General features: G+C 65.9%; 21 protein-coding genes and 1 pseudogene. 17 read left to right on the top strand and 5 right to left on the bottom strand.

Annotated elements, in window-relative coordinates; translation table 11 throughout:
- Positions 1–11: 11 nt before the first annotated feature.
- On the bottom strand, positions 12–734 hold the full coding sequence (gene phnF, locus HLG70_RS28415; protein WP_171666704.1) for a phosphonate metabolism transcriptional regulator PhnF: 723 nt from the start codon (positions 732–734) through the stop codon (positions 12–14).
- 183 nt (positions 735–917) lie between these two features.
- Between phnF and phnG the strand changes: the two genes are divergently transcribed.
- The 9 genes and pseudogenes from phnG to HLG70_RS28460 all read left to right on the top strand — a co-directional run bounded on the left by phnG (position 918) and on the right by HLG70_RS28460 (position 7,836).
- Positions 918–1,388 carry a phosphonate C-P lyase system protein PhnG gene (gene phnG, locus HLG70_RS28420; RefSeq protein ID WP_171666706.1) on the top strand — a complete coding sequence of 157 codons (471 nt, stop codon included), beginning with the start codon at positions 918–920 and terminating at the stop codon, positions 1,386–1,388.
- 1 nt (position 1,389) lies between these two features.
- On the top strand, positions 1,390–2,007 hold the full coding sequence (phnH, locus tag HLG70_RS28425) for a phosphonate C-P lyase system protein PhnH (protein WP_171666708.1): 618 nt from the start codon (positions 1,390–1,392) through the stop codon (positions 2,005–2,007).
- Between the two features lies 1 nt (position 2,008).
- A complete protein-coding gene (locus HLG70_RS28430; RefSeq protein ID WP_171666710.1) occupies positions 2,009–3,124 on the top strand; it encodes a carbon-phosphorus lyase complex subunit PhnI in 1,116 nt (371 codons plus the stop codon).
- Positions 3,121–4,002 (top strand): alpha-D-ribose 1-methylphosphonate 5-phosphate C-P-lyase PhnJ, encoded by an 882-nt coding sequence (locus tag HLG70_RS28435; RefSeq protein WP_171666712.1) that lies wholly within the window; start codon positions 3,121–3,123, stop codon positions 4,000–4,002. The genes HLG70_RS28430 and HLG70_RS28435 overlap by 4 nt, the downstream gene beginning before the upstream one ends.
- A complete protein-coding gene (phnK, locus tag HLG70_RS28440; RefSeq protein WP_171666714.1) occupies positions 3,999–4,775 on the top strand; it encodes a phosphonate C-P lyase system protein PhnK in 777 nt (258 codons plus the stop codon). Before HLG70_RS28435 ends, phnK begins: the two co-directional genes overlap by 4 nt.
- Positions 4,776–4,777: 2 nt before the next feature.
- Positions 4,778–5,497, top strand: a complete 720-nt coding sequence (phnL, locus tag HLG70_RS28445; protein WP_171666716.1) for a phosphonate C-P lyase system protein PhnL — start codon at positions 4,778–4,780, stop codon at positions 5,495–5,497.
- Between the two features lie 2 nt (positions 5,498–5,499).
- Entirely contained in the window at positions 5,500–6,699 is a 1,200-nt protein-coding gene (locus tag HLG70_RS28450; protein ID WP_171666718.1) for an alpha-D-ribose 1-methylphosphonate 5-triphosphate diphosphatase, read from the top strand.
- A 21-nt stretch (positions 6,700–6,720) separates the two neighbouring features.
- Positions 6,721–7,264 (top strand): annotated as a pseudogene (locus HLG70_RS28455) (MOSC domain-containing protein).
- Positions 7,265–7,401: 137 nt separating this feature from the next.
- On the top strand, positions 7,402–7,836 hold the full coding sequence (locus tag HLG70_RS28460) for a hypothetical protein (RefSeq protein WP_171666720.1): 435 nt from the start codon (positions 7,402–7,404) through the stop codon (positions 7,834–7,836).
- 24 nt (positions 7,837–7,860) lie between these two features.
- Here the strand turns inward: HLG70_RS28460 and HLG70_RS28465 are convergent, their stop codons facing one another.
- Complete coding sequence (locus HLG70_RS28465; protein WP_234103280.1) at positions 7,861–8,277, bottom strand: hypothetical protein; 417 nt, start codon at positions 8,275–8,277, stop codon at positions 7,861–7,863.
- Positions 8,278–8,383: 106 nt separating this feature from the next.
- Entirely contained in the window at positions 8,384–9,676 is a 1,293-nt protein-coding gene (locus HLG70_RS28470; RefSeq protein ID WP_171666722.1) for a dicarboxylate/amino acid:cation symporter, read from the bottom strand.
- Between the two features lie 294 nt (positions 9,677–9,970).
- Between HLG70_RS28470 and HLG70_RS28475 the strand changes: the two genes are divergently transcribed.
- The gene (locus tag HLG70_RS28475) at positions 9,971–10,870 is read left to right on the top strand and encodes an SMP-30/gluconolactonase/LRE family protein (RefSeq protein WP_171666724.1); all 900 of its coding nucleotides are present in this window, start codon (positions 9,971–9,973) and stop codon (positions 10,868–10,870) included.
- 54 nt (positions 10,871–10,924) lie between these two features.
- Here the strand turns inward: HLG70_RS28475 and HLG70_RS28480 are convergent, their stop codons facing one another.
- Both HLG70_RS28480 and HLG70_RS28485 read right to left on the bottom strand, forming a co-directional pair.
- Positions 10,925–12,526: an ABC transporter substrate-binding protein gene (locus HLG70_RS28480; protein WP_171666726.1), complete on the bottom strand. Its 1,602-nt coding sequence runs from the start codon at positions 12,524–12,526 to the stop codon at positions 10,925–10,927.
- Positions 12,527–12,701: 175 nt separating this feature from the next.
- Positions 12,702–13,475, bottom strand: a complete 774-nt coding sequence (locus tag HLG70_RS28485) for an IclR family transcriptional regulator (protein ID WP_171666727.1) — start codon at positions 13,473–13,475, stop codon at positions 12,702–12,704.
- 231 nt (positions 13,476–13,706) lie between these two features.
- Between HLG70_RS28485 and HLG70_RS28490 the strand changes: the two genes are divergently transcribed.
- From HLG70_RS28490 to fba, 7 genes are all read left to right on the top strand, one after another.
- Positions 13,707–15,029, top strand: coding sequence for an ArgE/DapE family deacylase (locus tag HLG70_RS28490; protein ID WP_171666729.1), 1,323 nt, complete (start codon positions 13,707–13,709; stop codon positions 15,027–15,029).
- 40 nt (positions 15,030–15,069) lie between these two features.
- Complete coding sequence (locus HLG70_RS28495) at positions 15,070–16,674, top strand: ABC transporter substrate-binding protein (protein WP_171666731.1); 1,605 nt, start codon at positions 15,070–15,072, stop codon at positions 16,672–16,674.
- Entirely contained in the window at positions 16,671–17,648 is a 978-nt protein-coding gene (locus HLG70_RS28500; RefSeq protein ID WP_171666733.1) for an ABC transporter permease, read from the top strand. Before HLG70_RS28495 ends, HLG70_RS28500 begins: the two co-directional genes overlap by 4 nt.
- Complete coding sequence (locus HLG70_RS28505; RefSeq protein ID WP_171666735.1) at positions 17,645–18,484, top strand: ABC transporter permease; 840 nt, start codon at positions 17,645–17,647, stop codon at positions 18,482–18,484. Before HLG70_RS28500 ends, HLG70_RS28505 begins: the two co-directional genes overlap by 4 nt.
- Positions 18,484–20,115: an ABC transporter ATP-binding protein gene (locus HLG70_RS28510; RefSeq protein WP_171666737.1), complete on the top strand. Its 1,632-nt coding sequence runs from the start codon at positions 18,484–18,486 to the stop codon at positions 20,113–20,115. Before HLG70_RS28505 ends, HLG70_RS28510 begins: the two co-directional genes overlap by 1 nt.
- Positions 20,108–21,547 (top strand): amidase, encoded by a 1,440-nt coding sequence (locus tag HLG70_RS28515; protein ID WP_171666739.1) that lies wholly within the window; start codon positions 20,108–20,110, stop codon positions 21,545–21,547. The genes HLG70_RS28510 and HLG70_RS28515 overlap by 8 nt, the downstream gene beginning before the upstream one ends.
- 220 nt (positions 21,548–21,767) lie before the next feature.
- Positions 21,768–22,832 carry a class II fructose-bisphosphate aldolase gene (fba, locus tag HLG70_RS28520; protein ID WP_171666741.1) on the top strand — a complete coding sequence of 355 codons (1,065 nt, stop codon included), beginning with the start codon at positions 21,768–21,770 and terminating at the stop codon, positions 22,830–22,832.
- Positions 22,833–22,955: the final 123 nt, after the last annotated feature.

The raw sequence follows: 22,955 nt of genomic DNA on the forward strand, positions 1-22,955 counted from the left end.
CGTTCCCGCGGTCAGGCGTCGTCCGTCACCATCAGCTGGACCAGGTCGCCGACGAAGCGGGTGATGCTGTATTGCAGTGGCGCGCCGTCCTGGTCCACGTTCAGGGCTTCCACCTGCAGGATCGGTCGAGTCTTCGGCTGGCCCAGCAGGCGGGCGATCTCGGGCGACGGCAGGGCGGCGGTGATGCGCGACCACTTGCGCGTGTAGTCGCCGATGCCGTAGTGCGCATACACCTTGGAGACTGAGCGCAGCGCCGTGAGGCGCTCCGCGAACTCCGGAAAGCGTTTTTCGTCGAAGAAATGCTCGGAGGCGCTGATGGGCCGGTTCTCGGCCTTGCCTACGATCTGCACGCGCAAGAGCGGCGCGCTGCGGGCCAGGCCCAGGTGCTTGGCGATGTCGGCCGCGCGCAGGGTCTGGCTGCCCAGGGCTTCCAGGTGGCCCAGCACGCCCTGGCTGCGCAGGTTCTCGGAAAAGCGCGTGCGCTTGCCGATGGCGTAGTCGATGGCGTGCTCCTGCACGAAGGTACCGCGCCCCTGCTCGATCCTGACCAGGCCGCTTTGCTCCAGTTCGCCCATGGCGCGCCGGATGGTGTGGCGGTTGACCGAGAACTTGGCGGCCAGCTCCGGTTCGGACGGCAACTGCTCGCCCGCTCCATAGAGCTTGTTGCGGATATCGTCCGCAAGCGATTCACCAATTTGCCGCCAGACGGCGATGCCGGAACCTCGTTCAACCATAGGGTGCGCTCGTGCTGTCACATCAAGTTCATGAAGATTGGCTGTGATTGTGCATCATGTGGGCGCCGCGGGATAGGCGGTGAGCACAGGCTGCAACTGTCATCAAAAATTCACGCCAGGCTGTTGAACTTCCAATTCGGAGCGATCATACTCCATCCGGTCGTCTAGACGTTTAGAGGAAATATGGATCACCCACAGGAAAGGCAGGACGCGGCGAACGCACAGCGCGCCGCCTGGATGCGAGTGTTGGCGCTGGCCGATCCGGCCGCGCTGGACGGTGCGTTTGGCGCATTGGGCGGCGTGCCCGCGCATCGGACGTTGCGGCCGGCCCAGACGGGCATGGCCATGGTGCGGGCCCGCAGCGGCGGAACCGGCGCCCGATTCAACCTGGGAGAAATGACCGTGACACGTTGCGCCGTGACCATGGACGACAGCGTGGTCGGCGTGGCCTATGTGCAGGGGCGTTCGCTGCGCCACGCCGAGCAGGCCGCGATCGCCGATGCGCTGCTGCAGTTGCCGGGCTGGCATGAAACCGTGCAGGCGCAGCTGATCCAGCCGCTGGCGCGCCAGCACGCGGACAGGGTGGAGCGCCAGGCGCGCGTGGCGGCCCAGACCAAGGTGGAGTTCTTCACGATGGTGCGAGGCGAGGACTGACATGCAACAAGAGAGACTCTCCGCCGCGGCTGCCAGCCGGGCGCTGCTGCCCGGCTTCGCGGATCCCGTCAATGACGCGCAGACCACGTTCCGCGCGGCGTTGAACGCGCTGGCCCACCCGGGCCGTGTGCACGACATCCTGGCCGGCAGCGGCGTGCCCGAAGGACTGTCGCCCGCCATGACGGCGCTGCTGCTGACGCTGGTGGACGTGGATACCCCGCTGTGGCTGCCCCAGTCCGTGGGCGCCGACGTGCTGGCGTTCCTGCGTTTTCACTGCGCATGCCCCATCGTGCCGTCGCCATCGCTGGCCCGGTTCGTCGCCGTGCCCGCGGGCTGCGGCGCGCCGGCGCTGTCCGCCTGCCATCAGGGCGACCCGGCCTATCCCGACCTGTCGACCACCTTGCTGATCGAGGTGCAATCCCTGTCGGAGGGCGACGCCGCCCACCTGTCCGGTCCGGGCATCCAGACGCGGCGGACCCTGCACGCGGCGGGCCTGCCAGACGGCTTCTGGCGTGAATGGCGCCTCAATCATCAACGGTTTCCGCTGGGCGTCGACGTCTTCCTGACGCAAGGGCGGCGGATTTGCGGGCTGCCTCGCAGCACGCGCGTGGAGAGCTGATATGTATGTGGCCGTGAAGGGAGGCGAACGCGCCATCCTGAATTCCTATCGCATGCTGGACGATTACCGGCGGGGCGACCGCGAGGTCCCCGAGCTGAACCTGGAGCAGATCCGCGGGCAGATGCCGCTGGCGGTGTCGCGCGTCATGGCGGAAGGGTCGCTCTACGATCCGCAACTCGCGGCGCTGGCGATCAAGCAGGCGGCCGGCGATCTGATCGAAGCCGTGTTCCTGCTGCGCGCCTACCGCACCACCTTGTCGCGCTACGGCTATACCCAGCCGATCGATACGGGCCGCATGCGCTTGCAGCGCCGCATCTCTTCCACGTTCAAGGATGTGCCGGGCGGGCAGATCCTGGGGCCGACCTATGACTACACGCAGCGCCTGCTGGACTTCACGCTGGAAGCGCAGCGCGAGGCCGACGCTTTGCCCGCGGGCAACGAGGCGCTGGACAGCGCCATGCCGCGCGTGACCGACCTGCTGGCGCAAGACGATCTGATCGACGCGGAGCCCGTGCCCGAAGGCGACCCCGAGCCCTTCGACCTGACGCGCCAGCCGCTGGACTTTCCCGCCACGCGGGCGGCCCGGCTGCAGAACCTGGCGCGCGCGGACGAGGGCTTCCTGCTGTCCATGGGCTACTCCACGCAGCGCGGCTATGGCAACACCCACCCGTTCGCCGCCGAGATCCGCTACGGCGCCCTGGAGGTGGAGATGCACATCGAAGAGCTGGGTTTCGCCGTGACGGTGGGCGAGATCGAGATCACCGAATGCCAGATGGTCAGCCAGTTCGCGGGCAACGCCGAGGAAGGACCGAAGTTCACGCGCGGCTACGGGCTGACCTTCGGCTACGGCGAACGCAAGGCAATGTCGATGGCGCTGGTGGACCGCGCCCTGAAGGCGCGCGACCTGGGCGAACGCGCCGACTCCCCGGCCAACGACCACGAATTCGTGCTTTATCACAGCGACAACGTCGAAGCGTCGGGTTTCGTGCAGCACCTGAAGCTGCCGCACTACGTGGACTTCCAGGCCAACCTGGAACTGCTGCGCCGCATGCGCGCCGACCGCGCCGCGCCCGCCGCCGCGCACAACGATCTGATGGACGAGGCGGTTGCCCCATGAACAAGACCTGCGCAACGGTCGAACGCGACGACCATTACAACTTCGCGTATCTGGATGAGTCCACCAAGCGCATGCTGCGCCGCGCCTTGCTCAAGGCCGTGGCGATCCCCGGCTACCAGGTGCCGTTCGGCAGCCGCGAAATGCCGCTGCCCTACGGCTGGGGCACGGGCGGGATCCAGGTCACCGCGTCCATCATCGGCCGCGACGATGTGCTGAAGGTCATCGACCAGGGTTCGGACGACACCACCAACGCCATCAGCATCCGCCGCTTCTTCGGCCGGGTGACGGGCGTGGCCACCACGGAATCCACGCCCGCGGCCACCATCGTGCAGACGCGCCACCGCATCCCCGAGACGCCGCTCGTCGAAGGGCAGGTGATGGTGTTCCAGGTGCCGATACCCGAGCCGCTGCGGTGGCTGGAGCCCAGCGAGACCGAGACCCGCACCATGCACGCGCTGGCGGAGTACGGCGGCATGCACGTCAAGCTGTACGAGGACATCGCTCAGCATGGGCACATCGCCACCACCTACGACTACCCGGTCATCGTGAACGACCGCTACATGATGCGGCCATCGCCCATCCCCAAGTTCGACAATCCCAAGCTGGACGGCAGCCCGGCGCTGATGCTGTTCGGCGCCGGCCGCGAGAAGCGCGTCTATGCGGTTCCGCCGTACACACGGGTGAAGAGCCTGGATTTCGAGGACCATCCCTTCACGGTTGAGAAATGGACCGAGTGCTGCGACCTGTGCGGCTCGGGCGACAGCTATCTGGACGAGATCATCCTGGACGACGCCGGCACGCGCCGCTTCGTCTGCTCGGACACCGAATACTGCAACCACCGCCAGACGCAACCGCGCGACAACGAGGCCGCCGCATGAACGCCCAACCTCTGCTTTCGGTGCGCAACATGACGCGCACCTGGGACGGCACGCACGGCTGCCGCAACGTCAGTTTCGATCTCTACCCCGGCGAAGTGCTGTGCGTGGTCGGCGAGTCCGGCTCCGGCAAGAGCACCTTGCTGTCCGCGGTGTCGTATCAGACCCAGCCCGACGCGGGCAGCGTCTGGTACGACACCCGCGACCAGGGCTTCATCGACCTGGCCACGCTGCAGGGCGCGCGCCTGCGCCTGCTGTCCCGTACCGACTGGGGCTTTGTCCGCCAGAACGCCCGCGACGGCCTGCGCATGCAGGTCAGCGCGGGCGCCAACATCGCCGAGCGGCTGATGGCCGTGGGCGACCGGCACTACGGCGATCTGCGCCAGGCGGCGGGCAACTGGCTGCAAAAGATGGAGATCGACGCCGACCGGCTGGACGATGCGCCGGTCGCGTTCTCGGGCGGCATGCAGCAGCGCCTGCAGATCGCTCGCAACCTGGTGACGCACCCGCGGCTGGTGTTCATGGACGAGCCCACCGCATCGCTCGACGTGTCGGTGCAGGCGCGGCTGCTGGACCTGCTGCGCCAGCTCGTGACCGATCTGGGACTGGCCGCCATCGTCGTCACGCACGACCTGGCCGTGGCGCGGCTGCTGGCGCACCGCACGCTCGTCATGCGCGGCGGCGAGGTCGTCGAAAGCGGGCTGACCGACCAGATCCTCGACGACCCCCAGCATCCCTACACCCAGTTGCTGGTGTCTTCCATCTTGCAGAGCTGAGCATGAGCGCAAAAAAAACCATGGTAGAGGCGCGGGGCCTCGGAAAGATGTTCACCCTGCACAACCAGGGCGGCATGCGCCTGCCGGTGCTTGAGTCTGTCGACTTCGATGCGGCCGCGGGCGACTGCCTGGTGCTGGCAGGGCCGTCGGGCACCGGCAAAAGCACCTTGCTGCGCTGCCTGTACGGCAACTATCTGGCGACCGAAGGCAGCATCCGCGTGCGCGCCGGGGACCAGTGGGTGGAGCTGGTGGGCGCGCCGGAGCAGCGCATCCTGGCGCTGCGCCGCGACGTGATCGGCTATGTCAGTCAGTTCCTGCGCGTGATACCGCGAGTCTCGGCGCTGGAGGTCGTGGCCGAACCGCTGCGCATGGCGGGAGTGGACGGCGAAGAGGCCCGCGCGCGCGCCACCGCCTTGCTGCAACGCCTGAACGTGCCGCCGCGTCTATGGGGGCTGGCCCCGGCCACCTTCTCCGGCGGCGAGCAGCAGCGGGTGAACATCGCACGCGGCTTCATCGCGGGGCATCCGATCCTGCTGCTGGACGAACCCACTGCCTCGCTGGATGCGGACAACCGGCGCGTGGTGATCGAACTTATCCACGAGGCCCTGGCCGGCGGGCGCTGCCTGCTGGGTATCTTCCACGACGCCGAGGTGCGCGACGCGGTAGCCACCCAGACCCTCGCCTTGCGCCCCGCGCAGCCCGCCACGGCGGACATGGAGTAATCATGCATAGCACTTACCTCACTCACGCCCGCGTGGTGTTGTCCGACCGGATCCTGGAAAACAGCGCCGTGCTGATCGACGATGGCCGCATCGTCGCCATCGAGCCGGACGGCGCGCAGGCGGACCGCGAGATCAACCTGCAGGGCCAGACCCTGATGCCGGGCCTGATCGACCTGCATTGCGACGCCATTGAAAAGGAAGCCGAGCCGCGTTCGCGCGTGCTGTTCCCGCTGGACTTCGCGGTGGCGCAGGTGGACCGCCGCAATGCGGCGGCCGGCATCACGACTCCCTATCACGCCTTGTCCTTCGCCAACAATGAATGGGGAGTGCGCAACAACCAGACCGCCGCGCAGGTGGTCCGCACGGTGCGCGCCTTCCGGCACCACAGCCTGGTGGACAACCGGGTGCATTGCCGCTACGAAGTGACCGACGAGACCTCGGTGGACGTGCTGCGCGCCCTGATGGACGAGGGCGCCGTCGACCTGTTGTCGGTGATGGATCATTCGCCCGGCCAGGGCCAGTTCAAGACGCTGGAGTCCTACCTGCAATACATGATGGGCAATCATTCGATGAGCCGCGAGCAGGCCGAGGAAGCCGCGCAGTCCAAGGCGCGCTCCAAGGACGGCGCGGTCGCGCGGGTGGAAGCGCTGCTGTCGCACGCGCATGCGTTGGGCATCCCCACGGCCAGCCATGACGACGATTCGATCCAGCGCATCGCCACGATGCGTAATCTGGGGGTGGCGATGAGCGAATTTCCCATCACCCTGGATACGGCGCGGGCGGCGGTGTCCTGCGGCCTGCCCACCATCCTGGGCGCGCCCAACGTGCTGCGCGGCCAGAGCCAGAGCGGGTCCATGCGTGCCATCGACGCCATACGCGCGGGCGTGGCGAGCTGCCTGTGCTCGGACTACCAGCCGTCCACGCTGATCGCCGCCGCCTTCGCCGTGGCCGCGCAGACTGACCTGACCCTGCCCCAGGCCATCGCCCTGGTCACGCTGAATCCGGCCGATGCCTGCGGGCTGTCGGACCGGGGCCGTATCGCGGTGGGCTTGCGGGCGGATCTGGTGTCGGTGGCCCAGGTGGGCGCCCAGCCCCTGATCAGTCACACCTGGTCGGCCGGCCGGCTGGTATTCTCGACCCACTATCCGCCGGTATGCTCGCAAGAGGGCAGGGTGGGCGAACCGCAGAGCCTCGCGGCCTGACGCGATTCCTGGAGACGCGCGATGAATCCGATCGTGACAGCCGTGGCGCTCAGCCAGGCCCATACCTTCACCAAGGCGGTGGTGCCCGCGATCACGCTGCTGGCGGGACTGGGCGTGGAGGGCGACGCCCACCTGGGCGTTACCGTCAAACACCGTTCCAGGGTCCGGGCCCGATCCCACGCAGCCGAACCTGCGCCAGGTCCACCTGATCCATGGCGAGCTGCACGACGAGCTCCAGGAGGCCGGCTTCAATGTGGCCGAAGGCACGATGGGCGAGAACATCACCACCCGCGGCATCGACCTGCTGGCCCTGCCGCGGGGCGCGCGCTTGCATATCGGGGCGGACGCGATTGTCGAAATTACCGGCCTGCGCAACCCGTGCGCGCAATTGGACAATTACCAGAAGGGTCTGACCGCCGCCGTGCTGGGCCGCCATGCCGACGGCAGCCTGATGCGCCGCGCCGGCGTCATGGGCATCGTGGTGGCGGGAGGCAAGGTGGGCGCCGGCGATGGTATCCGCGTGGCGCTGCCGGATCCGCCCTATTTTGCGCTGGAGCGCGTCTAGGACGGCCCTGGGCGCAAAAACATCCCCGGGAGTGACAGACGGGGGGGCTGGCATCTGGTTAAATGGCGGAAAGGCGTAACGGCCTAAGGCGAAGCCGTATCTTCCGCGGCTCGCTACCCCATTTTCCGGAGCGCGCGATGGCACGATTCAATTTCACCCAGGACCCTGAAGAACCCGATCTGTGGGCGGCCGAAAACGTCGCCGCGGGCGAAGGCCGCCCGCCCATCCACGTCATGATCCAAACGGACGGCGAAGAGCCCGACGGCGCCGCATCCAAGGTGGTCAAGGCCATCATCGACAATCTCGACGAACAGATCCTGGCCGCGGCCGAATTCCTGCTCGACAACTATTCGTACGAGCACTGCAAGAAGCTCGGCCTCGAAGACGACCAGCTGCTCAAGGAAGAAACCGCCGAAGCCATGGCTGAAAAGGCCGTGCTGCGCGCCTTGTGGCTGTTCGACGAAGATGGCGACGGCTATGAACTCTGGTTCACGCTGCCCTGGGATCCGGTGCACACGTACGACGTCGAATTCGAAGATGGCACGCCCGTGTCCTGCTCGGTAAACGATTAACCCTGCCGGATCATCGAGCCGGCCCTAAGGGGCCAGCTCGTATTTTGTCGACTGGCTCTGCCCCAGCGATTCATCGTAGCGGTAGCGCACTTTCAGGGGCTTGCCCTTACGGATCGTGCGGGCTGCAACATTCTCCAGCACCACGTCAACATCCCGGTTCACGAACTGGGCGCAGTCGCTGTCGGCGCGCTCGCCGTCCGGGATGTGCGCGGCCTTGACTTTCAATCTGAAGATCACCTGCGATAGTTCCGTGCCATCGGTGCGGAACTGCCGCATGGTGGCGGGCAGGTTGGATACGGTGCCGGTGAGGTCGCAGGAAATGAGAGTCCAGGCGTGCGCGACGGGGGCGGCGGCAAGAGCGCTCGCGGCAAGCGCGGCGGCCGTCAGGGCGCGAAGCAGGGGGTGGGGGCTCATGGCAACGGGGCAAGGCAAGGCGCCCATGCGCGCCGCGCCGGTAGGTCGAAAATGGTTTCTATGTTGCGCCCGGCCTTGCCGCCGGTCAAGCTTGCAAGAGCTAAAAAAAACGGGCCGTAAGGCCCGTTTTTTCTTATGCGTTCTGGGTGGCGGGCGGAGCGGCCTGCGCGCCATCGGCGGGGGGCTCGACGGGCAGGTCCTCTTCCTTGCCTTCCAGCTTCGCGATGACGGCCGTGGCCAGGCTGTTGCCCACCACGTTGGTCGCGGTGCGGCCCATGTCGAAGAACTGGTCGATGCCCATGATCAGCAGCAGGCCGGCTTCGGGCAGGTGGAACATCGGCAGCGTCGCGGCCACCACGACGAGCGAGGCGCGCGCCACGCCGGCCATTCCCTTGCTGGTCACCATCAGCACCAGCAGCAGGGTCAGCTGCTGTGCGAAGCTCATTTCGATGTTGTAGGCCTGCGCGATGAACAGCACCGCGAAGGACTGGTACATCATCGAGCCGTCCAGGTTGAACGAATAGCCCAGCGGCAGCACAAAGCCCGAAATGCGCTTGGACACGCCAAAACGCTCCAGGGCCTCGATGGTCTTGGGATAGGCCGATTCGCTGCTGGCGGTGGAGAAGGCCAGCAGGGTCGGTTCCTTGATCAGGCCGCCCAGACGGAAGGTGGACTTGCCCAGGAACAGGTAGCCGACGCCGAACAGGATGGCCCACAGCAAGGCCAGGCCCAGGTAGAACTCGCCTATCAGCTTGCCGTAGCTGACCAGCACGCCCAGGCCTTCCGTGGTGATGGCGGCGGCCATGGCGGCGAACACGCCCAGCGGCGCAAAGCGCATCACATAGTCGGTCACGCGGAACATGATCTTGGCCAGCTCGTCGATCATGTTGTAGATGGTGTTGTGGCCCTTGCCGCGAATGAACGACAGCGCCGCGCCGAAGAACAGCGAGAACACCAGGATCTGGAGGATCTCGTTGTTGGCCATGGCTTCCGCGATGCTCTTGGGGAACACGTGCGCGATGAAGGCCTTGAGCGTGAAGTCGCCGGTCTTCAGGCCGGAGGTCAGGCCCGCGTCCGGTATCGCCAGGTTCATGTGCGCGCCGGGCTGGAAGATATTGACCAGCGCCAGGCCCAGCAGCAGCGAAATTGCGGAGGCGGCGATGAACCAGATCATGGCGCGCATGCCGATGCGGCCGACGGCGCTGGCGTCGCTCATGCTGGCCAGGCCGGTCACCAGGGTGGCGAACACGAGCGGCGCGATGATCATCTTGATCATGCGCAGGAAGATGTCCGTGATGAGGCTGAAGTACGAGGCGATCTGCGCCGCCTCCTGCTGGTTCTGCGCATACTTGTTGCAGAAATAGCCCACCACGATGCCCAGCACCATGGCGATGCCGATATAACGCGTCAGCTTCTTAGTGTTCATGTTCAAAACGGATAACGGGGAGCCGCCGCTGGCCCGAGTGGGCTGGCCCGCCGGCATGGGGCGGGGCAAGACGGTCCGGTGACGGACATGCCAGGGTCCGGAAATGCTGCGGGTTAACCCTTGGGGCGCGATGTTAACGCCGCGAAGCTGACAGTTAGTTGTCAGTTTGGGGACGGATAAGGTCCTGCCGCGGCGGCGGCCGGCATGCCAGAATGGGCGCGCCGGCCTGATTGAAGGCGGCTGGACGCAACCCTTGGAACCGGCCCCGTCCGGGGCGACAAAGGAGACTAAGCAATGCCGAATCGCGAACTGTCCGTGCTGGCGTCTGGATACACTTATCTGGAAGGATTGCGCTGGCACGAGGACCGCCTCTGGGCCTCGGACTTCTATACCGGCCTGGTCATCGCCGTGACCCTGCAGGGCGCCGTGGATCGCATCTGTCTGGTGCCGCAGCAGCCGTCGGGCCTGGGCTGGCTGCCCGATGGCCGCTTGCTGATCTCGTCCATGAAAGACCGCAAGGTGCTGCGCCGCGAGACCGACGGGACGCTCTCGGTCCACGCCGACCTGTCCGCGCTGACCGGCGGGCACGTCAACGACATGGTGGTGGACGCGCAGGGCAGGGCCTATGTGGGCAACTTCGGTTTCGACATCATGGGCGGCGCGCCGGTCCGGACCACGACCCTGGTGCGCGTGGATCCGGACGGGGTGGCGCAGGTGGTGGCGGACGGGCTGTGCTTTCCCAACGGCTCGTTCATCACGCCCGACGGCAAGACCCTGATCGTCAACGAAACCTTCGGCAACCGCATTTCCGAGTTCGACATCCAGCGCAACGGCGTGCTGGGGCCCCGGCGGGACTGGGCCAACTTTGGGGAATTGCCGGCCAGCGACGACCTGGCCGTGCTGATCGGCGCGTCATCCATCGCGCCGGACGGCGGCGCGATGGATGAGGAAGGGGCGATCTGGGTGGCCGACGCCATTGGCAAGCGCATCGTGCGCGTGGAGCGCGGCGGCAGGATCCTGGAACAGATCGACACCGGCGAATTCGGGATATTCGCGGCAGCCCTGGGCGGGCCGGATGGCCGGACCTTGTTCATGGCGGCCGCGCCGGACTTCGTCGAGGCCAACCGCCGCGCAAAGCCGGAAGCCCGGATACTGGCGACGCGGGTGGACGTGCCGCACGCCGGCAGGCCGTAAGGCCGCGCGCCGGGCGCGGCGTGACCGCCTCGCCCGGCTTGCCCGCGCTTGATCTTATTTCGGCTCCAGCCAGGCGTCCGCGTACGTGTCCACCGCGCCCAGACCCGTGGCGATGGCGCCGTGCACGCGCTTGTCCAGGAACGTGGAGTAGTTGGTGTCGTCGATCCAGGCAAGCGGCACCTCTTCCGCCAGAATCTTCTGAACTTCCGTATACAGCCGCTGGCGTTCCTCGTCGGTGGGGGCCGTGGCGGCCTGGTCGAACAGTTCGTCCACCTTGGGGTTGCGGTACTGCGAGGTGTTGGTGAACGCCAAGCCTTTCTTGATGTTGCTGCTGACGTAGGTGCGCGACACGCCGATGGCCGGATCGCCATACTGGAATACGCCGTTGTAGGCCATGTCGAAATCCCAGTTGCCCATGCGCGAGGTCCAGCCGCCGACGTCGGTGCTCTCGATGTCGATGACGATGCCGACCTTGCCCAGGCTTTGCTTGGTGTATTCGGCGATGCGGCGCTGCATTTCGCCATAGGGATTGGGGATCAGCCCCAACTTCACGCGCACGCCCTTGGCGTCCGGCTTCAGGCCCATTTCGTCCAGCAGGGCAATGGCTTTCTTCGGATCGTAGGGGTACTGCTTGATGTTGGGATCGTAGAAGCGCGTGTTGCGGTGAAACGGGCCGGTCGACACCGTGCCCATTCCGAACATGATGCGCTTGGCGATGAATTCGCGGTCAATGGCGTACATCACCGCTTGCCGGAAGCGCTTGTCGTCCATCGGCTTGCGCGCCTCGTTCATTTCGATCCAGTGCAGGGTGGACCAATATTCATAGCCCTTCTGGGTGACATTGATGTGCGCCAGCTTGGCCACGCGCGGCATGTCGAACGGTTCTATGTCCTGCAGCCAGGCCTGCTGAACGGTCCGTTGCTCCAGCGCCAGCCGGCGCGACGCGGCGTCCGGGATGACGCGGTAGGTGATGCCGTCCAGGTAGGGGCGTCCTTTCTTCCAGTAGTGCTCGTTCTTGACCAGCTCGATGTAGGAGCCGCGTTCCCAGCGCTTGAACTTGAACGGCCCGGTGCCCACCGGCGCATTGTTGTGCGGGTTCTGCGCCAGCGGCGTGTCCACGTCGTACAGGTGCTTGGGCAGAATCACGCCGCCGCCGATATCGAAGGCATACAGAAAGGCGGAATACCGTTCCTTCAGGTGGAAGATCACCGTGTGCTCGTCGGGCGCGGTGATGTCCCGGATGTAGCGCATCAGCGAGCGCGTGCGCGGCGTGTTGGCCAGGATCTGCTTGTACGAGAACAGCACGTCGGCCGACGTGAAGGGCTTGCCGTCGTGCCACTGCGCGTTGGGCTGCAGGTGGAACGTGTAGGTCAGCTGATCGGCCGATACATCCCAGGACTTGGCCAGGCTGGGCATCGGCTTCAGGTCGAAGGAATACGTCAGCAGGCTTTCATAGACTTTCCCGGCCACCATCTGCGTCGTGCCCACCTGTTGCATGGCGACGTTCAGATTTGGGGGCTCGGGATTCAGGATGGCGGTCAGGATGCCGCCGTACTGCGGTTGGGAGTCGGCGGCGGACACGGCCGGGGTGGCGGCGATCGCGGCGGCGGCCAGCAGGCCCTGCAGCAGGGCGCGGCGGACGATATTGCACTTCAAGGCAAACCTCCTTGGATGGCGGCCGTGGCATGTGGTGGGACGCCAATGCGTTAAGTCTTCAGTATCAAATATTGATACTGAAGAATCCAAGCGGCTTATGGTGCAACAGTGCGTCCGGCCGCGCAAGGCGGCCGGTGCTAGGGATTTCCCGCGAATGGCGAGGGGGGATGCGCTATCAGTTGCGGTTGGGGCGCCCGCTGAGCGCGCGCGCGGCGGAGACCGCCAGCGAGCTGAAGCGCTGGGTAAAGGAGTCCAGCGTCCATTCGGCCAGCAGGCCGGAAATGTGGATGGCGGCCAGCGGACGTCCGCTATGGTCGACCACGGCGCTGGCCAGCACGATCTCGCCCACCATGCTTTCTTCCAGGCAGATGGCGTAGCCCTGCACGCGCGCCTCGCGCACGCGCTGGCGGATCAGGTCGGGGTCGACGATGGTCTTGGGGGTCAGCGGCCGCAAGTCGCTGCGCGACAGGATGTCGTCGACTTCGGCGTCGGCCAGGTGCGACATGATCGCGCGGCCGCCCGATGACGAGAACGTAGGCATGCGCCGGCCCACCAGCGTGGCGTAGAAGGTCTGGCGCTTGGTCTGGCGGCGCAGGGCGTAGACGATGGTCAGATCGTCGAACAGGCTCAGGTCGACGCGTTCGCCGCATTCCTGCTGCAGCTGCTCCAGGATGGGGGTGGCGCGTTCCAGGAGCGGATGGCTGCGCAGGAAGTCAAAGGTGCGGTCCAGGATCTTCTTGCCCAGCACGTAGCCGCGCTGATTGCTGCCGCGTTCCAGATAGCCCAGCGCCACCAGCGTATGCAGCATGCGCTGAGTCGAGCTGCGGTCCAGCCCCGACAGTTCCGTCAGTTCGTTCAGGCTGAGCGGGCCAGGATGGCTGGAAAAAGCCTCCAGGATGCCGAAGCCTTTCGCCAGGGATTGGTTGAACCGGGTCTCGGTTGTGGCCATGTTGATTACTCCAATTCTTTTTGTCTTTGCGGCGTTGCATCGGCGCGTTGCGATCAGCACGCGGGATACGCAATGTAGCGGCAAGTGTTTTCTGGCAGGGCTAGGGAAATCACCCATGGTTTCCGTATTGCCGCACGCTTTCGTGAACTCTATCATGCCAAATATAGATATCTAAGTATCAATTATTGATACTCACGATTTCATTGATTTCATACTCAGAAGGGGAATGCAATGACCGCCGTCGCAGCAGCCAGCCTTGACCAGGCCCAGATCGCCGGAGCCGTGGGCAAACTTCGCCAGTACATGACCGATACGCTGACCGGGTTCGTGCAATGCCGCAGCCTGCCCGGCCAGGAAATGTCCGCCGCCCAGTTCCTGGAAGGCGCGCTGGCCGACCTGGGCCTGAGTTCCGAGCGCATTGCGCTGCGGACGGAAGAGCTCAAGAACCTGCCGCTGTATTCGCCCGCCTGCTGCCCCGATGGCGGGCGCTACAACGTGCTGGCGCGCCATGAACCGCGAGGCCCGGGCGGCCGCGCCGTGCTGTTCAACGGCCACCTGGACGTGGTGCCCACCGGCCCGCATGAACTCTGGGACCCCGCGCCTTTCGATGGCGAGCTGCGCGATGGCTGGCTGTATGGGCGCGGGGCGGGCGACATGAAGGCGGGCATCATCTGCGCGCTGGCGGCGTTCAAGGCCTTGCAGGACCTGGGCATGCAGCCCGCCGGCGCCGTCGGCTTCAACGGCGTGCTGGAAGAAGAGAACACGGGCAACGGCACGCTGGCAACGGTATCAGCGCTGCAAAGCGCCATCGCGGCAGCCAAGCTCAGCGCGTTCGACGCGGTCGTCATTCCCGAACCCACGCACGAACGCATGATGAGCGCGCAGCTTGGCGTGTACTGGATGTACGTGGATATCGTCGGCCGGCCCGCGCACGCGGCCTACATGACCACCGGCGTCAATCCGGTCGAGACCGGCCTGCGCATCGTCGACGCGATGAAAGCGCTTGAGCACGAATGGAACCTGCCGGAGAACCGGCACCCCGCCTATCGTGAACACGCGCACCCCATCAATTTCAACCTGGGCCAGATCCACGCCGGCGACTGGAATTCGTCGGTGCCCAGCGTCTGCACGCTGGGCATGCGCATCGCCTGCTACCCGGACATGACCATCGAAGCCGCCAAGCAGCTGGTCGAGGCGCGGATCCGCGCGGTCGAGGCCGGCCTGACCGACAGCGACGTGCGCATCGACATTCGCTACGAAGGTTTCCACGCGCCCGGCTGCGAATACGACCTGGACGTTCCCGCCATGCAATTGTTGGCCGATGCGCATCGCCGCGTGGCGGGCGAACTGCCTCAACCCACGGCGCTGACGGCGACCACCGACGGCCGGCATTTCCGCCTGATGATGGATGTGCCGGTGACCTGCTACGGGCCGAAGGTGCAGAACGTGCACGGCTTCAACGAATGCGTGTCGGTGGACAGCATGGTGCGCGTCGCGACCTCGCTGGCGCTCTTCATCCACGACTGGTGCGGCGTCGAGCCGCTGCAAGCCTGAGCCAGCCCGCGATCCCTCCTCTACATACGGAAGTCCTGCCATGAATCCCTTCAACGCCCGGCGCGTAGTGGCGCGTTGCGCCCTGGCCGCCGCCAGTCTGCTGCCCTTTGCCCCGTCCCTGTCGCACGCCGCGGAAACGCCGCAATACGGCGGCGTTCTGACCGCCATCCTGAGTCCCGAGCCGCCCACCTTGAACGTGGCGGTCCAGCAGGTGGCAAGCACGCAATTGGTGGCGGGCAAGATCTTCGAAAGCCTGCTGACCTATTCCTTCGACCTGAAGCCGCAACCCGGCCTGGCCAGGTCCTGGGACGTGTCAGAGGATCGCCTGACCTACACCTTCCATTTGCAGCCGAAGGTGCAGTGGCATGATGGCAAGCCGTTCTCGTCCGACGATGTGGTGTTCACCTACACCAAGATCCTCGCCAACACGCCCCGCACCCGCACGCTGATGTCGAACGTGCAAGAGGTCTCGGCGCCGGATGCGCAGACGGTCGTATTCAAGCTGAAGCAGCCGTACTCCGCGTTTTTGTATGCGTTCGATATCGGCGGGGGCGCGATCCTGCCCAGGCACCTGTACGACGTGGAGACGCCGATCGGGCAGAACCCGAACAACAATGCGCCGGTGGGCACGGGGCCGTTCAAGTTCAAGCGCTGGGAGCGCGGCTCCTACATCGAACTGGTCAAGAACGAGCACTACTGGAAGGAAGGCCGCCCCTACCTGGACGGCATTACCTACCGCGTGATTCCCGACTCCGCGTCGCGGCGCGTGGCGCTGGAGCAGGGCACGGTGCTGCAGGCCTGGCTGCAGGACATCGAGCCCGTGGACGTCGCGCGCGTGGCCAAGCTGCCCGGCATCACGCAGACCCACAAGGGTTATGAATACTGGTCCACGATGCAATGGATCGAACTGAATGGCGGCCGCCAGCCGTTTGCGGACAAGCGCTTCCGCCAGGCGCTGATGTACGGCATCAACCGCCAGTTCATCGCCGACAAGATCATGTTCGGCGCGGGCACGGTCGCCACCGGCCCCATCCATCACAACACGCGCTTCTACGACGCCAACGTCAAGCAGTACCCCTACGATCCGAAGAAGGCCATTGCCCTGCTGGACGAGATGGGCCTGAAGCCGGACGCCAAGGGCGTGCGCGCCTCGGTCGGCCTGATTCCGCTGCCCTACGGCGAGATGCAGCGCCGCGTCGCCGAATACATCAAGCAGAACCTGGCCAAGATCGGCGTGGTTGTGACGCTGGAGAATACCGACGTGGGCGGCTGGACCAGCCGCGTGGGCAACTGGGACTTCGACATGGGGTCCAACGGCGTGTTCCAGTATGGCGATCCGGCCATCGGCGTGTCTCGCACCTATCTGGGCAGCAACATCAAGAAGGGGCTGATGTTCACCAACACGTCGCAGTACAACAACCCCAAGGTCGATGAGCTGTTCAACGCCGCGGCCACCGCCGCCACCGACGAAGAGCGCCAGAAGCTGTACAGCGAGGTGCAGCGGATCCTGGTGGAAGATGTGCCTGTGCTGTGGCTGGCCGACACCAACTACTCGACCCTGCTGAACAAGCGAGTGCATGACGCCGTGACGACCGCGCTGGGCGTGGTGGACACGCAAAGCGACACCTGGCTGTCCAAAGAATGAAGAAGATCGCCAAGTTTCTGGCGAACCGGGTGGTCAAGAGCGTCCTGGTTCTGCTGATGATCGCGCTCTTCAATTTCTTCCTGGTGCGGGCCGCGCCGGGCGACCCGGCGGAAATCCTGGCCGGGCAGTCGGGCGCGGTGGACGCCGAGTTCATCGCCAAGCTGCGCCAGGAATTCGGGTTGGACAAGCCGATGGCGGTGCAGCTGGGGCATTACCTCAAGAACGTCGCCACATTCGACCTGGGGTTTTCCTATCGCCAGCAGGCCTCGGTATCCAGCCTGATCCTGCAGCACCTGCCGGCCACCTTGCTGCTGACCCTGTCGGCCTTCGCGTTTGCGCTGCTGGCGGGGGTAAGCCTGGGCACGCAGGCCGCGTTGCGGGTGGGGAAGTGGGGCGACACCGTCATCACAACCCTGTCGATGCTGGCCTACGCCACTCCGCTGTTCTGGGTGGGACTGATGCTGGTGCTGTTGTTTTCCGTGAACCTGGAATGGCTGCCCGCCTTCGGCTTTGAGAGCGTCGGCGCCAACCTGACCGGGCTGGCCCGCGTGGCCGACGTGGCCAAGCACCTGCTGCTGCCGGCGCTGACCCTGGGCATGTTCTACATGGCGGTCTACGCCAGGCTGACGCGCGCTTCCATCCTGGAAATCAGCCAGCTGGACTTCGTGAAGACGGCGCGCGCCAAGGGTCTGTCCGAGCGCACCGTGATCGTGCGCCACGTGCTGCGCAATGCGCTGTTGCCCGTCATCACCTACGCCGGCATCCAGGCTGGCGGGCTGATCGGCGGGTCGCTGCTGGTGGAAACGGTCTTTGCGTGGCCCGGCATCGGACGCCTGGCGTTCGACGCGCTGATCCAGCGCGACTACAGCGTGCTGCTAGGCGTGTTCTTCGTGGCCTCTCTGATCGTGGTCGTGGTCAACCTCATCACCGACATTCTGTACACGGTGGCGGATCCCAGGATCGAACTCAAATGAAAGCGTTCATGCAATCGTTCTGCCGCAACAAGGGCGGCATCATGGGCCTGATCGTGCTGGCGCTGGTGACGCTGGTGGCGATCACCGCGAGCTGGATATTTCCCGACAGCCCGTGGGACATCATCAATGGTCCCTTCATGCCGCCGCTGTCCGACGGCGCTCTGCTGGGCACCGATACGCTGGGCCGCGACATTGCCACGGGCATCGCCTATGGCTCGCGCATCACGCTGGTGCTGGCCGCGGTGTCCACGGCGGTGTCCATCCTGGTGGGCATTACCGTCGGCGCGCTGGCCGGGTTCTACGGCGGCCGCGTGGACCAGGCCATCGTCGGCTTCATCGAGCTGTTCCAGACCATCCCCAGTTTCTTCCTGGCGGTGGTGCTGGTGGCGATCCTGACGCCCAACATGGGCACGGTGATCTTCGCGATCGCCGTGGTGTCCTGGCCGCCGCTGGCGCGTCTGGTGCGGGCGGAATTCATGAGCCTGAAGAACCGCGAGTTCGTACAGGCGGCGATGCTATCGGGCCAGTCCAACCTGCGCATCATCCTCACGCAGATCCTGCCCAACAGCCTGTCGCCCGTCATTGTGTCGGGCTCCCTGATGATCGCCAGCTCCATCCTGCTGGAATCCGCCTTGAGCTTCCTGGGCCTGGGCGATCCCAACGCCATGACCTGGGGCTACATCATCGGCGCGTCGCGCAGCGTGCTGCGCGACGCCTGGTGGATGAGCGTGTTTCCCGGCATCGCGATCCTGATGACGGTGTTGTCGCTCAACCTGATCGGCGAGGCGCTCAACGACGCCCTCAATCCCAAACTGGCCCGCAGGAGGACGACGTGATGAGCGCGCTGCTGGAAATCCGTGATCTCAGCGTGACGGCCGCCCATGGCGGACCGACGGTGGTGCAGGGCGTGTCCTATACCGTGAACCGCAACGAGATCCTGTGCGTGGTGGGCGAATCGGGCTCGGGCAAATCGGTGACGGCGCACGCCATCATGGGGCTGCTGCCTGCCGATCAACTGAGCGTCACCCAGGGACAGATCCTGTACAGCGGGCGCGATCTGGTCAGCCTGTCAGCCACCGACTGGTACGGCCTGCGCGGCAGGTCGTTCGGCATGGTGTTCCAGGAACCCATGACGGCGCTCAATCCCATCATGCGCGTGGGCCGGCAGGTGGACGAGGTTCTGGAACGCCACACCAACCTGGGCGCCGCCGCCCGCAAGCAGCGCGTGCTGGATCTGTTCGGCCAGGTGCTGCTGCCCGACCCGCAGGCCATGTACGACGCCTTTCCGTTCCAGCTTTCGGGCGGACAGCGCCAGCGCGTTGTGATCGCGATGGCCCTGGCGCTGGAGCCGGACGTGCTGATCGCCGACGAACCCACGACCGCGCTGGACGTCACCACGCAGGCGCAGATCCTGGATCTGATCAAGGACATCCAGCGTCGCATGGGCATCGGCGTCATCTTCATTACCCACGATTTCGGCGTGGTGGCCGACATCGCCGACCGCATCGTGGTGATGCGCAAGGGAACGGTGGTGGAGTCAGGCGCCGCCGAAGACATCCTGAACCGCCCGCAGCATCCCTACACCCGTCAGCTGATTGCGGCGGTACCGCACAAGCCACAGGGCAAGGACGAGGCCGCCGCCGCGCAGCCGCTGATGGTGGTGGAGAAATTGTGCAAGACCTTCGCCACCGGAGGGCGGCGGGTGGACGCGCTGCGCGATATCTCGCTGGAAATCCGGCAGGGGGAGACCCTGGGGCTGGTCGGCGAGTCCGGGTCGGGCAAGTCCACGCTGGGGCGCACGCTGATCGGGCTGATCTCGCCCGACAGCGGCAGCGTGCGCATGGAAGGCCAGGAACTGGTGGGCATGAAACCGCGGGACTTCCGCCCCTACCGCCGCCAGATCCAGATGGTGTTCCAGGACCCGTATGCATCGCTCAATCCGCGCCATCGGGTCATCGAAGCGGTGGCGCAGGGCCCGATCGCCTTCGGCGAGAACCGCAAGACCGCATTGCGCCAGGCTCGCGAACTGCTGGAATTGGTGGGATTGGGCGGCGACGCCGGCGACCGCTATCCGCACCAGTTCTCGGGCGGCCAGCGCCAGCGGGTCGGCATCGCCCGCGCGCTGGCGCTCAAGCCACGGCTGCTGGTGGCCGATGAAGCGGTGTCGGCGCTGGACGTGTCCATTCAGGCCCAGGTGCTGGACCTGCTCAAGACCGTGAGCGGGCAGTTTGACCTGTCGGTGCTGTTCATCACGCACGACCTGCGCGTCGCGGCCCAGATCTGCGACCGCATAGCGGTGATGCGGCAAGGGCAACTGGTGGAGCTGGACCGCGCCGCCACGATTTTCTATCACCCCCAACATGAATACACGCGCCGCCTGATCGATTCGGTGCCGGGCAAGGCCTGGAACAAGCCCGATCTGGAGACGCTGTCGGACCCCTCAAACAGGAGCAAGCAGTATGCGTGACACCGAGTATCAGTTGCTGGACGGGCTGGCGCTGGCCGATTTGCTGGCGCGGCGCGAGGTCGGCGCTGAAGAGCTGATGGCCTGCGCCATCAAGCTGGCGCGGGAACGTGCGCCAGCAATGAACGCGCTGTGCTATGAGCGCTTTGAAGAATCGCTGGACGTGGCCCGCGGCTGGCAGCCGCGCGGGGTGTTCGGCGCCATTCCGTTTCTGTTGAAGGATTCCGCGCTGGCGCACACGCGCTTTCCGTCCAGCCTGGGTTCGCGCCTGCTGAACGACACTGGCTATGCGCGCAACGCAACACTGGCGGACCGGTTCGAAGCCGCCGGCCTGATTCCGTTTGCTCGCACCACCGTGCCCGAATTCTGCATGGCGCCCACCACCGAGGCGGCGCGCAACGGCGGCCCGACCCGCAATCCCTGGGATCCGACCCGCTCGTCGGGCGGATCCAGCGGCGGCGCGGCGGCGGCGGTGGCCGCCGGCATCGTGCCGCTGGCGCATGGCAGCGACGGCGGCGGTTCGATCCGCATTCCGGCGGCCGCCTGTGGCGTCTACGGCCTGAAGGTTTCGCGCGGGCGCGTGCCGATGGGGCCCTTCCGCGGCGAAGGCTGGGGCGGGCTGGCGACCGATGGCGTGCTGTCACGCTCGGTGCGCGACACCGCCGCCGCGCTGGACGCCATCGGCGGCCATGAGCCGGGCGCGCCCTATGCGGCCCCGGCCGGTCCCGCTTCCTACCTGCAGGCACTGGCCGAGCCGCCGCGCAAGCTGCGCATCGTCCTTTGGCGCAGCGCCTGGAACGGCGTCCCGGTGGCGCCCGAATGCGTGGCGGCCGTCGAACGCGCGGCGACGCTGTGCCGGGAACTGGGGCACGAAGTCGTCGATGGCGTGCCGCCGGATATCGAATACGAGGCCTTTGTGCTGGCCCACGCCAACGTGTTGGCCGGCAATATCGTGCTGTCGGTGGACACGCGACTGGGCCTCACCGGCCAACCGCTGCGCGACGATGACCTGGAACCCGTACTGCGCCAGGGCTATGAATATGGCAAGACGCTACCGGCGGCGCAGTACATCGCCAGCGTGAACCGTTTCCACGCCATCGGGCGGATCCTGGATGCCTATATGCAGGGCTATGACGCCATCCTGTCGCCATCGCTGACCCAGCTGCCCTTGAAGCTCGGCGAGCTCTCCACAGCCAACGGCTCGTTCCTGGACTTCCGCCGCAAGGTCGCCACCTATGGCACGTTCTCGGCCGCGTTCAATGCCTCCGGTCAACCGGCGGCCAGCCTGCCGCTGGTCTGGACCGGCGCCGGCCTGCCTGTCGGCGTGCAGGTGGCCGGCCGCTACGGCCGTGAAGACGTGGTGCTGGCGCTGTCTGCCCAATTGGAGGTGGCCCAGCCCTGGGCGGGACGGATCGCCGTGCCCAAGGCGGCCTGAAGGCCGAAGCGTGCTGGCGGGGCGGGGCGGGGTGGGGTGGGCCCCGCCCGCGTCTGCGTCATAAGGGGGAGGGCTGCAGCCCGGCCTACGCCGTTCGGCATCGCCTGAAGGGATAGGATACCGGCCGTTGCAAGACCTTTCTTCGATTCCCCCGTAAAATCACCCCATTCAGCAGGACTTCAACCATCTTTCAATAGACAGTACCTAAGGAGGACCACTCATGGCCCTAGTCTCCATGCGCCAGTTGCTCGACCACGCCGCCGAGCACGGCTACGGCATTCCGGCTTTCAACGTCAACAACCTGGAGCAAGTCCAGGCCATCATGGAAGCCGCGGCGGAGACCGACAGCCCGGTGATCATGCAGGCCTCGGCCGGCGCGCGCAAGTACGCAGGCGAAGGCTTCCTGAAGCACCTGATCCAGGCCGCCGTTGAGTCCTACCCGCATATCCCCGTGGTCATGCACCAGGATCACGGCCAGTCCCCCAAGGTCTGCCAAGGCGCCATCGACCTGGGATTCTCCAGCGTCATGATGGACGGTTCGCTCAAGGAAGATGGCAAGACCATCGCCGACTACGACTACAACGTCGAAGTGACCAAGAAGGTCGTGGACATCGCGCACAAGCTGGGCGTGACGGTCGAAGGCGAACTGGGCTGCCTGGGTTCCCTGGAAACCATGGAAGGTGACAAGGAAGACGGCCACGGCGCCGACGGCAAGCTGACCATGGATCAGCTGCTGACCGACCCGGAGCAGGCCGCCGACTTCGTGCGCCGCACGCAGCTCGACGCGCTGGCCATTGCCATCGGCACCAGCCACGGCGCCTACAAGTTCACGCGCAAGCCCACCGGCGACATCCTGTCGATCTCGCGCATCAAGGAAATCCACGCCCGCCTGCCCAACACCCACCTGGTGATGCACGGCAGCTCCAGCGTGCCGCAGGAACTGCTGGCCGAGATCCGTGAATTCGGCGGCAACATGAAGGAAACCTACGGCGTGCCGGTAGAGGAAATCCAGGAAGCCATCAAGTACGGCGTGCGCAAGATCAATATCGACACCGATATCCGTCTGGCCATGACCGGCGCGATCCGCCGCTTCTTCGCCGAGAACCCCGAAAAGTTCGACCCGCGCGAATACCTGAAGCCCGCCCGCGCCGCCGCCAAGGCGATCTGTGTGGCTCGCTACACGGAATTCGGCACCGCCGGCAACGCCAGCAAGATCAAGGCGCTGCCGCTGACCGAAATCGCCGCGCAGTACGCATCGGGCAAGCTGGCCCAAGTGGTTCAGTAAGCCTCCCGCGCCAGCGCCCCTTGCGGGGCGTGGCACAGGAAAAAGGGCTGGTCCTTGCGGGCCAGCCCTTTTTGTTTTGTGCGGGTTTCACGCGTGGCCGCGCCAGTGCGGCGCGGGGGCCGC

The organism is Achromobacter deleyi, assembly GCF_013116765.2.
Taxonomy (GTDB): Bacteria; Pseudomonadota; Gammaproteobacteria; order Burkholderiales; family Burkholderiaceae_B; genus Achromobacter; species Achromobacter deleyi_A.